General features: G+C 36.7%; 14 protein-coding genes. 2 read left to right on the top strand and 12 right to left on the bottom strand.

Features of this window, described 5'->3' with window-relative positions:
- Window positions 1–44: 44 nt before the first annotated feature.
- From JNUCC25_RS12260 to trhO, 5 genes are all read right to left on the bottom strand, one after another.
- Entirely contained in the window at window positions 45–851 is an 807-nt protein-coding gene (locus tag JNUCC25_RS12260; protein WP_064471688.1) for a DUF817 domain-containing protein, read from the bottom strand.
- A 148-nt stretch (window positions 852–999) separates the two neighbouring features.
- Window positions 1,000–2,436 carry a 4-hydroxyphenylacetate 3-monooxygenase, oxygenase component gene (hpaB, locus tag JNUCC25_RS12255; RefSeq protein ID WP_029321854.1) on the bottom strand — a complete coding sequence of 479 codons (1,437 nt, stop codon included), beginning with the start codon at window positions 2,434–2,436 and terminating at the stop codon, window positions 1,000–1,002.
- A 140-nt stretch (window positions 2,437–2,576) separates the two neighbouring features.
- Window positions 2,577–2,939, bottom strand: coding sequence for a group I truncated hemoglobin (locus JNUCC25_RS12250; RefSeq protein WP_029321851.1), 363 nt, complete (start codon window positions 2,937–2,939; stop codon window positions 2,577–2,579).
- Between the two features lie 224 nt (window positions 2,940–3,163).
- Entirely contained in the window at window positions 3,164–4,021 is an 858-nt protein-coding gene (locus tag JNUCC25_RS12245) for an SMP-30/gluconolactonase/LRE family protein (protein WP_016764166.1), read from the bottom strand.
- 202 nt (window positions 4,022–4,223) lie between these two features.
- On the bottom strand, window positions 4,224–5,192 hold the full coding sequence (gene trhO / locus JNUCC25_RS12240) for an oxygen-dependent tRNA uridine(34) hydroxylase TrhO (RefSeq protein WP_029321849.1): 969 nt from the start codon (window positions 5,190–5,192) through the stop codon (window positions 4,224–4,226).
- A gap of 334 nt (window positions 5,193–5,526) precedes the next feature.
- Between trhO and JNUCC25_RS12235 the strand changes: the two genes are divergently transcribed.
- A complete protein-coding gene (locus JNUCC25_RS12235; protein WP_171843217.1) occupies window positions 5,527–6,330 on the top strand; it encodes an alpha/beta fold hydrolase in 804 nt (267 codons plus the stop codon).
- 76 nt (window positions 6,331–6,406) lie between these two features.
- On the opposite strand, the gene JNUCC25_RS12230 is transcribed toward JNUCC25_RS12235, so the two are convergent.
- The 7 genes from JNUCC25_RS12230 to JNUCC25_RS12200 all read right to left on the bottom strand — a co-directional run bounded on the left by JNUCC25_RS12230 (window position 6,407) and on the right by JNUCC25_RS12200 (window position 13,110).
- Window positions 6,407–7,186, bottom strand: a complete 780-nt coding sequence (locus JNUCC25_RS12230; protein ID WP_064471685.1) for an MBL fold metallo-hydrolase — start codon at window positions 7,184–7,186, stop codon at window positions 6,407–6,409.
- Between the two features lie 183 nt (window positions 7,187–7,369).
- Window positions 7,370–7,705, bottom strand: coding sequence for an ArsR/SmtB family transcription factor (locus tag JNUCC25_RS12225; protein WP_013057109.1), 336 nt, complete (start codon window positions 7,703–7,705; stop codon window positions 7,370–7,372).
- Entirely contained in the window at window positions 7,706–8,134 is a 429-nt protein-coding gene (locus JNUCC25_RS12220; RefSeq protein WP_029321843.1) for an SRPBCC family protein, read from the bottom strand.
- 188 nt (window positions 8,135–8,322) lie between these two features.
- A complete protein-coding gene (locus tag JNUCC25_RS12215; protein WP_064471684.1) occupies window positions 8,323–9,342 on the bottom strand; it encodes an STAS domain-containing protein in 1,020 nt (339 codons plus the stop codon).
- Window positions 9,343–9,547: 205 nt separating this feature from the next.
- Window positions 9,548–9,712, bottom strand: a complete 165-nt coding sequence (locus JNUCC25_RS12210) for a hypothetical protein (protein WP_171843216.1) — start codon at window positions 9,710–9,712, stop codon at window positions 9,548–9,550.
- 270 nt (window positions 9,713–9,982) lie between these two features.
- Complete coding sequence (locus tag JNUCC25_RS12205) at window positions 9,983–12,652, bottom strand: MMPL family transporter (RefSeq protein WP_029321839.1); 2,670 nt, start codon at window positions 12,650–12,652, stop codon at window positions 9,983–9,985.
- Window positions 12,649–13,110: a MarR family winged helix-turn-helix transcriptional regulator gene (locus JNUCC25_RS12200; protein ID WP_013057096.1), complete on the bottom strand. Its 462-nt coding sequence runs from the start codon at window positions 13,108–13,110 to the stop codon at window positions 12,649–12,651. The genes JNUCC25_RS12205 and JNUCC25_RS12200 overlap by 4 nt, the downstream gene beginning before the upstream one ends.
- A 256-nt stretch (window positions 13,111–13,366) precedes the next feature.
- Here JNUCC25_RS12200 and JNUCC25_RS12195 point away from each other — a divergent pair, with 256 nt between their 5' ends.
- The gene (locus tag JNUCC25_RS12195; RefSeq protein ID WP_013057095.1) at window positions 13,367–14,575 is read left to right on the top strand and encodes an MFS transporter; all 1,209 of its coding nucleotides are present in this window, start codon (window positions 13,367–13,369) and stop codon (window positions 14,573–14,575) included.
- Window positions 14,576–14,619 lie beyond the last annotated feature (44 nt).

Genomic DNA, 14,619 nt, shown 5'->3' with positions numbered 1-14,619 from the left:
AAGTTTCTGCACTTCATATTAACAGCGTGTACATAGTTATGTTTCTATCTTTCATATATTTCGTTTGTTTCTTTTGATTTCTTCCTTTGATTAAATTGGCTTTGATTTTCTTTTAAATGCTTTAGTAAAGCAACAATCAAGAAACTAACAATCACAAGAAGAAGCCAAGAGCTAATTTTACTTATATGAACCATTGTCCACTGCTGCTGTTGATCTGGATACTGCCATGCCCCGAAAAATGTTGCGATATTTTCAGCGATCCAAATGAAAAAGCCAATCAATACAAAAGACAATACTAAAGGCATGTGATATGTACATTTGTTAACCGTAAAATATACAAAAGTTCGATAAAAAATAAGTAAAGTAAAAAGTTTTAAAAACCAGCGGAAGTCGTAAATAAAATGATGCGTGAAAAAATTAAGGTAAATAGCCATACTTAGTATACTGACGATCCACGTAGAAGGCCAATTCGTAAGCTTTAATTCAAGCCTTCTCCACACTTGGCACATGTAGCTGGCTACACTAGCATACATAAATCCGCTGTACAGCGGAACACCCCAGACTTTAGTGAAAGCTTTTTCTGGATAGCTCCATGATCCCATATGAACTTTGTAGAGTTCTAACGCTAGTCCAATTAAATGAAATACTGCGATGACTTTTACTTCATCAAGAGTTTCTCGTTTAAACATCACCATTAAAATTTGAGTTCCTAGACAGACTAATAAAATAAGGTCATATCTAGAAATAAATGGTACTTCAATTATTTTTGTCATAGCCAATGTAAGAAAAATGATAACAGGAAAAACACAAGATTTTGCTTGTTCTAAACCAAAATAGATTAATTGCTTCATTGTAACATCCTATCTTTATAGTATTCCTTAGTATTTTCACAGAAATGATTCCCTGAAAATTATTGCATATTTTTTAAATTTATCCAATAATCATCTCCGCTGTTTTTGTAACGAAACTATCATACCCAGCGGAGATTCGTTTCCTCCGTTAACTTTTCAAAAAATCGGTTACTCTCTGTACATAGCGCTCTTTATCGTAAGATAAGTACAGATAACTGGTTAACTGTACAGGCTCCCCAAAGAAAAAACGTTCATACAGTGTTTCCCTTGTGCCAAACGGACTCATAGTTAAATCCCACGCTAGTCGAAAAAGCTTAATACGATCTTCTGCCCCTCTCGATTTAGCTTGCAAATAACGCGTAATATCTTCTTTAACCAATGAGCGGCACGTATTTTCTGTTGGTATTGCCATTAGTCCGCTTGCACCTAAAAGCTGGATAATCTCTGTAAAGGTAGGATAGGTTTTTGAAAATATATTTGCGGCAATACGAAGTGTAGTTTCATTCGGGCGCATGTATCCCCATGGATCAATCTCCGCTTCTTCTTCTGCTTTCATCACGAGAGCTTTCATCGTTTCTAACGCAATAATAAGCTCCGTTGCTTTTTCTCGTACATGCGGATAGTCTATAATGTTAATGGTTTCAATCAGAGATTGTACAATCCCTAATACAAACTCTGTTTTGACAATTCTCCTTGAAGTTACTTGATGCAGAGCAAAAGCTGAGAAGGAACTAGAAGCAAGGAATGTATTTGATACGTCTACATTTTCATAGAAAAACACGCGGTTCCACGGTACTAATACATGGTCAAAGACAACAATTGTGTCCATTTCTTCAAATCTAGAACTTAATGGATAATCAAACGCCGAATCTTTTCCTGCAAATGATTCTCTACAAATAAATTTAATTCCTTTTGTATTACTTGGAATCGAAAAAGCAAATCCTTTTTCTTTTCCTTGAATGCCCGCTGAAGACAGTACGAGCAGCTCATCCGTCATTCCACCCTGTGTAGCAAGCAGTTTCGCGCCTTGAATAACGATTCCTTCATTGTTTTTATCAATTATTTTTGCTGCTATCGGTTCGTCGTTTTGCTCGTAATAAAATTGGATTCGATTGACTTGAGGATCGATGAATGTATGAGTGAGCGATAAATCGTGCTCTCTCACATATTCATAATAAGAAATGATGTTTTCAGGAAAGCAGTTTTCTGTTCCTCTCAGAAGTTCTGCAGAGGATGCAAAAGCCATCAATACGGTATTCATATAATCCGGACTTCTTCCCATCATACCATGGGTTAATTGCGCCCATTGCTGAGTCATCTCTCGTCGTTTTTTCAACTCTTCTTTTGTTGTAGGCTGTAAATAAGATGTACCAAAAAAATCTTCAGAATCCGGAGATTGGTATGTCATGATATCTTTAATTTTTTTATCATGCTGAAAATCATAAAGTTTAGCTTGACTGTTAATGGCTCCTTTAAAAGCCGGATGTTCTGATATATTGCCTGTTACGAGCTTGCCATCAACCCATACATTTGCTTTTAATTGATTAATTCTCTCTACGTATTGCTTCCCATTAATTGCTGACATACTCCCCACTCCCAGACTTTCGATAAATATTTTTACCTATTGCATTTTTATCATATTACGATGTCTTTTCCATGTTTCCTTCATACATCACAGCTTTGAGCACAAAAAAAGAAGGTCACAGTAACCTTCTTTTTTATAATTTATTTATATTGAATATCATTTCTTAGGGATTCAACTTTATTTAATGCTTGGTCAATATCCGGCTCTTCAACATTAAAGTGAGCAAGTGCATCGTGAAGATGCTTAGCAATTGCATTAAAATGTTCGGGTTGAATATTCATATTTACATGTGCTTTGGCCATCGACTTTCCTGAATATTGATTCGGTCCACCTAAGGCAAAGCTTATAAACTTGGCTTGATGTCGACGCTGTTTATCCATATCTGTATGCTCAAAAAAGTGACTGACCGTTTCATCTTTTAACACGAGCTCAGAATAAAAATAATCAACTACTTTTTCAATAGCTTCTTGTCCGCCCACTTTTTCATACAATGTTTGTTCCAAAACAATTCCTCCTTTTGTACCTTTCCCCATTATTACCCGATAGAAGTGTTCATATTCTTTAAAAGGCTTCTTTATGGAAATTCGTTGTCCCCATATTTTATTCCTCTTCCACATAAAGAATAAAATGTAAAGAAGTGAACACAATGTAAAGGAATTGTAGAAGCTGTATGTAACATCTCTCGTTACTGGGCTTTAGGAATCTTTACATTTTGATAAGCGCTTATCTAGTACACGTAAGTATAAGCCGGCACGCCTTTTACTCCTACTCGGCATGAAAAAAGAGAGCCGGCAGCTTCTTCGTATTTTTCTTCTTCCTTAGCTGTGGTGATAAATAAGGTTTGTAAATCGTCTCCTCCAAATGTACAGCAGGTTACATTGGAAACAGGAAGATGAATAGATTCTATAATTTCTCCTTTATCTGGATCTACACAAATGACTTTCGAACCTCCCCAAAGTGCTACCCATAATCGATCGTGTTCATCAATTGTCATTCCATCAGGAAACCCGTCCATATCTGAAAGGTCAATCACCACTTTTTCATCTTCGAGCCTTGTTGTTTCTTTAGAGAATGAATAAGACATAATTTTATTTTTCGGTGAATCAACCAGAAAGAATTTGTCTCCTGTTCGATTCCATGCTAGCCCGTTTGACACGCTCAATCCTTCTTTAGCGCTCTTAATGACACCTTTTTCATCTACTACGTACAGCTGGGCTTTTCCTTCTTCATCTTCTTCACTCATCGTTCCAATCCAAAAGCGATTATATGGATCACATTTCCCATCGTTAAAACGCATGGTTTTTTCAAGAGTATCTAAGCGGATATACTCTTCATGGTTCTTTTTGTTTTTATCAACTAAAAGCAGCTGATTACGGGTGGAGACAATCAAATTTGAATGATTGGTTTTAGAAACGCTTGTAACGACTGAAGGAAGAGCAATACCTTCTAAGGTTGTCGTTTTTGGATCGTACGTAAGAAGCTTTTTATCTAAGATGTCTACTAGCACTAATTTTTGATTTTCTTCATCCCATAGGGGTCCTTCAAGCAAACGGCCATCGTACTTTTTTTCAATTTTCGCTTCCATTTTCAAGCTCCTTTTTCGTTTTTATGTACAAGCTTTTTTTATGACTTCCTCAAAAAAATATTCTTTTAAACAAATAAAAAAGCTAGGAACATCTTTCCTTTTTCATAAATACCCGTTGTATGACATTCTTTAAACACCAGGTTCTAAGAGAATCTTTTCATAAAAAAAGCAGCACGCTATACAAAGCGTGCTGCTTTTTTTATTATAAAGTTACGTGTTCTTTTTCTAATTCTTTAACACGTGCTGCAAACTCTTCTTCTGTTAAACCGTGTTCTTTTACATAGCGGTTACGAGGGCTCACTCGGCATTCATGTGAACAAGCGCGTAAATATTTGTGTTCATTTTCTTCAGAAGCTAAGATTTTCTTATTGCATTCTGGATTTGCACAGTTAACATAACGTTCACAAGGATCGCCGGTAAAGTGGTCTTTTCCGACAATCACATGCTCTTTTTGGTTAACTGGTACGCTAATGCGCTCATCAAATACATAGCACTGACCGTCCCATAGTTCACCTTGTACTTCAGGATCTTTTCCGTATGTTACAATACCTCCGTGAAGCTGGCTTACATCTTCGAAACCTTCTTCAAGAAGCCATCCAGAGAATTTTTCACAGCGAATACCGCCTGTGCAGTAAGTTAAGATCTTTTTATCTTCAAACTGATCTTTGTTGTCGCGAATCCATTCAGGAAGCTCACGGAAGTTTTGAATATCCGGACGAACAGCTCCTCGGAAATGACCTAAATCGTATTCATAATCGTTTCGTGCATCAATTACGACCGTATTCTCATCTTGCATCGCTTGATAAAATTCTTTTGGGCTTAAGTAATTACCCGTTACGCGAAGAGGATTCACATCTTCTTCTAATCGAAGAGTTACTAATTCTTTGCGGTGACGCACATGCATTTTTTTGAACGCATGTTCATCTGCTTCGTCTATTTTAAATACAATACCTTCAAAACGAGGATCATTTTTCATCGTTTCCATGTATTTATCTGTTTGTTCAACTGTCCCTGATACCGTTCCATTGATCCCTTCAGCCGCAATTAAAATGCGTCCTTTTAATTCAAGCTCTTTACAAAATGCCAAGTGCTCAGCTGTGAACTCTTCAGGATTTTCAATTGGAGTGTACAAATAATATAGTAGTACTTGATATGGTTTTCTTTCAGTCATGTTGCTTCTTCCACCTATCTGTTTATATTTGCAAGATATAATGCATGTAGGTCGGTTATTGTGAACCGAATTGATGGTAACAATTCATTACTTAAAGGTACATTACGACAAAAACAACATCCTTTTTATGAGGATGCTTCTATCTAAAAAGTATTACAGTGAATGATTGTTTCAAAAACATACAGTATTTAAGCCTGTAATAGTATAACATATCAAAGCGTCCACTTCTAGGATTTGTTCTTCATTAAAAATTTTATTGACGTGATACGTTCTACATGAATGTGCCCGCGCATACATGATGAGATATAAATCTTTGAGATTGGGGGCAAAAATAATGCCTTTTTATACATTAAAAGACGGTGCAACTTTGTACTATGAACAACAAGGGGAAGGGACACCTATTATTTTCATTCACGGAGTTTGGATGAGCAGTCGTTTTTTTCATAACCAGCTTTCTTTTTTTTCAAAACAGTATCAAACTATTCTTTTGGATTTAAGAGGACATGGAAATTCAAGTCATACTCCATACGGCCATACAATTTCCACTTATGCTCGTGATGTGCATGAGTTTATAACCACTCATCAATTAAAAGACGTCATATTAGTAGGCTGGTCGATGGGTGCTTTTGTTGTGTGGGAATATTTGAAACAATTTGGTCAAGAAAATGTAAAAGGAAATATTATTGTAGATGAAATGGCTTCAGATTTTAAATGGCCCGACTTTCCGATCGGTGCATTTGATTTACCTGCGCTTATTTCGCTCATGCAGGGTATTCAGCTTGATCGAACAAGTACATTAGAAAATTTTATTCCGCTTATGTTTAAGGATGAATTAACTGAAGAAGATAAACATTGGATTATGAAAGAAGTAACGAAAATGCCTGAGTCGATAGCCAGTGCTATTTTGTTTGATCAATCCATTGTGGACTATCGAGATTTTCTCCCGTTTATTGCAATCCCTACCTTACTGTGCTTTGGAAAAGAAGAAAAGCTCATTCCGGTAGCAGCTGGAAGACATATTCAAAAGCTAGTTTCAGGTTCTGTACTTGAAGTTTTTGAGAACAGCTGCCACTGCCCTTTTCTTGAAGAAAGCGATCGATTTAACAAAGTTGTGAGCAACTTTATCGAACATATCTAATTTACAAACTTAAAGAAGCAGCGCTTTAGTTACGCTGCTTCTTTAAATGAAACCTTTTATGCCTTTATATATTGCTTTAGGGTAATAAAATCTCGCGTCCGTCATAGGCAAAGCTTACGTTTTTATCTGAGAGCATCTCAGCGTGCTTTCGGATATCAATATTATGTGATAAATGAGTAAACACCATGGTTTTTGCCTGTAGCTTCGCTTTGACCTCCATTGCCTCTGTCACGTCATATACGGATCTTTTTTCTTTTTGAAGATATTCTTTCCAGAAAGATGTACCAAATATCAGTAAATCTAAGTGGTAAAAAGGCTGCCACTGTTCTTTTGTCACATTAAAAGAATCGGATACATACGCCCAGCGTTCGCCTTGTTTTTGATGAACCACAATGCCGTAGGAATGACCGTTAAATCCGTGATTTACTTTATGAAACGTAATCGTTATTTCTCCACTATCCCATTTTAACGTTCCTTTAAAGGTAAGCCCTTTTCTTTTTGCGAGATAAGGAAATCTTTCGGTTAACTCGCTGATGACTTCAGGCGCTCCTATGACTTCTGTATTCACATTATTCCAATAGCATAAATCAGCTAAATCTCCTAAACCAGCCACATGGTCATTGTGAGGATGAGTAATAAAAACGGTAGAAGGGATTTTTTTGTTATTGTATAAATGAAATTGATGTTTAAAATCAGGTGATACGTCAATCAAAAACACGTTACCGTCCATTGTAAACTGTGCACTAGGCCTTGTGCGCTGATTTAATTGATCTTTTTGTGTACATACTTTACAGTCACATAATAATCGAGGCACTCCTTGAGCATCGCTCGTCCCGTAAAATAAAAGCTTGTTCATTGCTCTGTTTCCCCCTTTTTTCTTCTAAAGGTCTATCTTTTTATTTCAAGAAATGTCCTATGTTGTTCTGCATCTTTCTTTTATTTGTCCTTCTAGAATAAAACCAGCTTTTATGTAAAACAGCCAGTCTTTTTAACGACTGGCTTTGCTATATTCCCTATAAAAAACGTTTTTATGCTTTTTCTATTGATTTCCTTCTTCATCTCTTTCAACAATATGCTGAAGAATAGATAATTTGTTCGTCCAAAATTGCTCGTAGTAAGAAAGCCAATCTTGTACTTCTTTTAAAGGCTCTGGCTGAAGATAATACACTTTTTCTCTGCCTTTTTTCTGTCCATGGACTAAGTCTGCTTCTGAAAGTATATGAAGATGCTTGACAATAGCGGTACGGCTTATTGAAAAATGAGACGTTATTTCTGAAATAGGCAATTCTTTTTCAGAAAGCAGCTCAAGTACTTTTCTTCGAGTAGGATCAGCAATGGCTTGAAAGATATCATGCTTGGGAGCTGATGAAGTCATTTAGTTTTCAACAATCTTTCGAAGTTTTTCATTTACGAGACTAATCCACCCGTAGCTCATTCTATCTCGTACTACTGAACTCTTTTCGTTTGCTTTTTCAAGAAGTGTTTCAGCTTCTTTCCACCCGCTATGAATAAGTGTAAATTCAGTTTGATTACCCATTTCTTTTAAGGTAAACGAAACGACCCATCCATCCGTATCCCAAGAGAAAGAAAGATAGTTTGGTGCATCTATTTCTAACACTTTACACGGAGATGGTCCAAAAGGCGATTGCAAATGAAATTCATATCCTACCTGAGGCTGAAAATCATTAGGCATGAACCATTGTTGGAGCCCTTCTGCAGTTGCTACTTTATCCCAAACTTTTTGAATCGGCGCGTTAAATATTATCGTCTGTTTTACATCTTCTACTACACTTTTATCATTCATCGTTATCTTCATTCTCCTTTTTAAAAAATAACACCAAAAAGTTTTATATAAAAATAATATAACACCTTTTGGTTTCATGTCAATTCCTCTTTTGAAAAATAAAATCCTTCAATACATTTCCGTTCTTTGATAAAGAGATTTGTTATAATGCTGAATGAGTGCATTTTGTTATATTTCAAATATATCTTTTAAACGATGCTTCGTCCGCTTTGTGCCAATGCATAATGAATGCCGTGCTGCAATGTTTGAAAACAATCATATTTTGATAAATCAATATGGGTCTCTGATATAACTAACCCTAAGTCAGCAGAAATTCCTACTAAAATTGTTTTCGTACCAATCAGGGACGCTGCTGCACCTAATTTTTCAATAAGACTTGCCGTATATTCAGTAAGTTCTTTATCCAATCCGGTTAAATCCAGCACAAGATAATTAGCCTGGTGTTTTGGGAGGTTATTTAATGTATTGACAATTAAATCTTCCGTTCGATCCTCGTCATATTTGCCAATCAAAGGAACGACGACTATGCCTTCCAAAACCGGAATAATAGGAGAAGAAAGCTTTTTAATAAGATCTTTTAACTCTGCTGTTTTTTCTGCTACAATGTTTTGCAAATGTTCTATTTTCTGCGCTTCTTTTCTTCTCGCTAGTTGATGAATATTTTGAGTGATATCAATGTTAGAAGGGAAGTATTCTACTGTGGTGCATTCATGCCCTTCTATTTGATGTTGAATCACCTTGTACCAAATATTTGTTCCGAATAGTCCTGTAAAAATCCCTGCATAATGGGCCGGAAGAAAATTTCCTCCCTTTGTTTTCTTTTGCACAACGTTAATTTTATGTTCCCAGCTGTCTTTTAATTCAGCAGATAGAGTTTTACTTTCAGGATTTAAATATTTGATAGTAGTTTTTCCCCATCCAGCCGAAGCGTATGTATTGGTAATTAACTCAGCCGCTTCAAAAACCGTTACGCCTTTCATATTTTGAAAGTAATCTCCTACTACTAATCCTTGTCGGAAACCAGTGGTTTCCAGTACTACAGAAGCTGCCTCTTCTCCAGATATTTCTTCGATTGTGTCAAACAATGTTTTCATCGCAGAAGTAATCCAAAAAAGGATCGCATCTTCTCCCTCAAAGCTAAATTGTCCTTTTTCTAAATCCCAAGCAAAACTAAGACCACCTATATCAATATTCTTTTTTTCACCCATGGCGGAATCTCCTTTTTATATAATCTCTCTACTAATAGTGGTTTTTACGTAAAAGTGAGTATGAATTACCTTAGATGCTACTTTTTTTAATCTTATCATTATTATTAGTTCTAAAGGAACAATTCTTTTCAAACTACTGGGCTTGTAATCGTGATTAAATAAAAAAAGCTTCTTAAATAAATATAGAAGCTTTTTGCCGAAGTATTTAGTTTTCCTCTTTACCTTGACAGCTCGGACACTCATAAACATGTACAAAATAAAGTCCAATATGGTGGAATCGTTTCCCTAAGCAATCTGGACATATTCCTGCTTCGCTCATTTGTTCCCGTCGTTTGTCTCGCTGATTAGCTAAGAAATTTACAAATTTCATAAAAGAACCTCCCTCATGTTTTTGACTATAGCTTTTCCTGATGAGAGGTCTTTTATTCGACTAGGTGTATTTATAACAGCACCTGCTTGATTGTGCTTTTAAACTATACTCACGTTTTCCAATAATACAAAAAGGATAGATAGAGCATTCTTATGACGCTCATCTATCCTTCATTTTTATCCTATATAATGTTTAACGCTATACAGACGTAGGCGTCTATCACTATTTCCTAACAAGTATCTGATTTTTGATACAGCTAGCATATACAAGTTATTCTTCTACTTTGTATTTTTCTTTTTTTCGAAGAAACGGCCACCAGTTTCCTTCTCCAAGCGTCACGACAATCGCTGGCATAAGAAGTGGAAGAATGATAAGGCCATAAAGTAAAAGACCAATAATAACAACCGTTGCTACATGAACAAGTGTTAATACACCTGATGGTATCATAGCCCCAAACGTTCCGGCTAAGATAATAGCAGCAGTAATAATAACCGATCCCATCTTACTCATGGACGTAACCATCCCTTCTGCTACGCCGCTTTTTACTTCTTCGTTAAAACGGTCTAACAAGAAAATAGAATAGTCAATTCCAAGGGCAACTAAAATAACAAAACTAAAGAATGGCACAGCCCAGCTGATTCCGTCATTCCCCATTATATCCACGAATAGAAGCTCTGAGATTCCCATTGCTGTATAATACGTAAGCAGCAGTGAAGCAATCATGTATACAGGCATGATCATTGAACGGAATAAAATGGTCAGCACAATAAACAATCCAATCATCATAATAACCATTGTGCGTGAAAGATCCGTTGTAGATAAATCTTTTAAATCCGCATTTGAGCTCGATACCCCTCCGTACACAATTTCTGTATGCTCAAACGGCGTATCAACGACTTCGCTTGCCACCGCTTTTTCAATATTTTTTACGGTTGAAATGGCTTCTTCAGAATACGGATTTTGATCGAGCACTACACTGAGCTTAACTCCTTTTCCATCTGCAAAAGAATAGTTATCGATGGATTGTTTAAATCCTTTATCTTTCATCACTTCTGCTGGAAGGTAAATACCCGTATCTCTAACTGTTGAGCTGTCACTCATGTTATCAAGCATATCTGTTGCTTTTGTTAAGCCATCTGAGATCTTCGTCAGTCCGTCATTCGCACTGTTAACGCCTTTTGCTAACTGGTTGATACTGTCTGATAACGTTCCAACTTGACCTTGCTGAGCTGAAAGATTCTCATTTGCTTGTTGGAGACCGGTTTGAATGGTGGTAAGCTGTTTACTGATTGCAACAAGCTGCGGAACCGCTTGCTGCACATTTCCTGTTGTAGAGAGCTGAGTGCTGACAAGCTGCAGCTGTTGATTAATTTGAGCTAATCCATCTGCAGCAGGTGCAAGCGACCCGCCAGATTTCTCTTTAGAAGCAGAACCCGTTTGGTCAGCTATTTGATTTAGCCCTTTTTCAACATCACTTAATCCTTTTTTTACATCTCCGATTCCTTTAACAGCATCTTTGATTCCGTCTGATACAGAGCCTAGCTGTGAATTAACATATAAATCATCAATCTTTTCTCCGGTAGGCTGTGTGATAGTCATAACAGAATCCACGTGATCCACTTTTTCAATTGCTTTGCTTATATTTCCTAAATAAGGAATAGCATCCGCCTTTGTTAACTCTTTATCTCCTTTAATAATAACATTGACAGGAAACGCTTTTCCTTCTCCCAGTGCATCACTGATAGCATTTAGTCCTTTTATAGATTTATAATCACTGCTTATTTCAGCAGTAGAATCAAACGATACTTTTGAGTCGTACGTTACAATAAAAGGTACGGTAATAATCGCTGTAATGACTAAAAACACGAACGGTCGCGCCACTGCCTTTTTTCCTAAAAAGCCCCACAGCTTATTATCGCTATGAGAAGCCACTTTTTTAGACGGCCAAAATAATTTTTCTCCAAGCGTAACCATAAAAAGTGGAAGCAGAGTAAATAAAATGACTAGCAGTACACCTACGCCCACTGCTACCCCGACAGCCGACTGGAAAATGGCAAACTTGGCAAATCCAATGGCTGCAAACCCAATAAATACGGCAATTCCGCTGATAAATAGCGTTCTTCCTGCTGTACGATATGCCGTGATCGTGGCCTCTACTTTATCATGTCCGTTTGCCAATTCTTCACGGAAACGATTAAGTAAAAGAATGCAGTAATCCGTACCAATTCCAAACAAAATAGCTACTAAGAACGTTTGCGTGAACGTTGAGATTGGAAAATCGACATTTTTAACTAAAATCCCTAGTAACGATTGACTGATTAAGTATGTGATTCCCACAATTAAAATAGGAATAAACGGCGTCACGACTGAACGGAAAACGAGTAAAAGCAAACCTAAAATCAAAAAGATAGTAATAAACTCAGTTTTCTTTAACCCTTCTTCTGAACTGTGTGCAAAATCCTGATTAATAAGAGATGCACCTGTTACATATGCCGTAGTGTCTTTTGGCACGCTATCATAAATCTGATTCGCTATTTTTTCAACTTTTTCATCCGATCCACTGACAGTAACCGGAACTAAAACGGTTTTTTTGTCTTTAGACATTAATTGATTACGAACATCTTGATCATCTGTTAAAGGCGTTGTGACATCTTTTACACCTTTAATTTTCTCTGTCTTATCAATGATTTTCTGTATTTGTTTCTCACTATCTTTATCTAATGCGTTATCTAACTTGATAACCATGCTGATGGTATTACTGTCTTCTCCAGCATTTTTTAGAATTTGGCTGGCTCTAGATGAAACGGCATCGTCGGGAAGCTGAGACTGTCCTTTTTCACTTGCGAGCTTTGTTAAATTTGGTGACGTTAGCATCAATATAACTGTTAAAGCTAAAATGAAGGCCGCAATCACCCATTTAAATTTCACAATAAATTTCATTCTTTGCTTTCCCCTTTTGTAGTTAACTTTTCTTTTGCCATTGTAAGAATTTCAATAAATGTATCTATTTTTTCTTCTTCTACATCATCAAACAAATTCTCAATGATACTAAAACACGCGGCATTTCCGTCATTTATTACCTTTTCGCCTTCAGCCGTAATCTTAATAAGCTTAGAACGTTTATCGCTCTCTAGTTCATTAGCGTCCCATTCCACAAGCCCTTTTTCGAGCAGTTTTTTGATTCGATTCGAAATGGCACTTTTATGAACACCTTGCAAGACTGCAAGACTGCCAGGTGAAGACGGACCTTTAATCATTAAACTATTTAATAAATCAAACTGCTGCCTAGAGACATGTTCAAAGAGGTTATGGCTGATCTCTCTATGAATTACTTCTGTTCCTACAAACAGCACTTCTTCAAAAAGTTCTACAGCTTGATATAATTTGCTTTTTGTCACTGTTTTCTCTCCTTTATTCATTTAGTTTATAGGTATAAACTATCCAACTTTAAAAAAAGTTTATAGGACTAAACTTTATTCTGTCAATAAATTTATGTCCGACTGTCTTCATATATGATAAAGATAAATAGAAATCCCAAAAGATACCGCTTACATCATCTTTTTTGGTTGTCAAAGCTCCATCACTTAAGTATTATTAGTAATTGACTTCTTTTCAAGGAGATATAAATTTTATACACAGAAAGGGTGATCACACATGAATACAATGCATGCTAATGAGCAGGTAAGTAAGAAAGATTCCTTTCCAATTGCTCTCATCTCGTTGACTCTTGGAGCTTTTGCTATTGGAATGACGGAATTTGTTATTATGGGGATACTGCCTAACGTTGCGGAAGACCTTCATGTTAGCATTTCGACTGCTGGCCAGCTAATTACAAGCTATGCTTTAGGGGTAGCAATCGGCGCGCCAATTTTAACCATTTTTACTCATCGACTTCCTCAAAAGCTTCTGCTTTGTTTACTTATGCTTTTATTTATTCTCGGAAATGCAATTGCTATTATTGCACCCAGCTATGGAATTTTAATGGGAGCTCGTTTAGTTACGGCATTATGTCACGGTACTTTCTTTGGAGTAGGCGCTGTTATTGCTTCACGACTCGTACAACCTCATAAACGTGCAAGTGCTGTCGCAACGATGATGGCAGGTTTAACCATTGCAAATATCATCGGGGTTCCTGTGGGAACATTTATTGGGCAACACTTAGGCTGGAGAGCTTCATTCGGGGCTATTACGATCATGGGGATTATTGCATTTATTGGTATTATTCTGTTTATTCCAAAGCTTGGTCAAGACAAATTAACGGGTCTAAAACAGCAGTTTGCTGCTTTTACTCAACCAAAACTTCTTGTGATGCTTCTTTTAAGCGCAATAGGATGCGGCAGTTTATTTACTGTTTTTACGTACATTACACCGCTTCTTGAAGATGTTACAGGAGTAAGTGAACATAGCGTTACGTGGATACTTGTATTATATGGATGCGGCGTTACGCTCGGAAACGTTGTTGGAGGCAAGCTTGCAGACTGGAAGTTAATGCCTTCGGTTGTAGGTATATTTGCTTTTCTTTGTATTGTGCTGACTATTTTTACGTTTACCGTTAAAAGCCCAACAGCAGCAATTATCACGCTTTTTTTCTGGGGAGCAGCAGCATTTGCTGTAATGCCTGGTATTCAAGTGAAAATTATGAACTTAGCACAGGAAGCACCTGCTTTAGCTTCTACTTCGAATCACTCGTTTGCTAACTTAGGAAATGCTTTTGGCGCCTTTTTCGGGGGCGTGATTATTAACCATATGGGACTTACTTCACTTCCTTGGGTCGGCGCCATTTTTGTAGGAACGGCTTTTGTTATCAGCACTTGTCTTTTTATTGTGGAAACACGCAAAAAACATAGTGAACAATCGTCCTAATTCTCTAACAACCGAACAAAAAATAAAAAAAGAGCCTTTCTTTG

This window comes from Priestia sp. JNUCC 25 (assembly GCF_053667915.1).
This window is presented reverse-complemented; position numbering and strand designations above follow the sequence as displayed.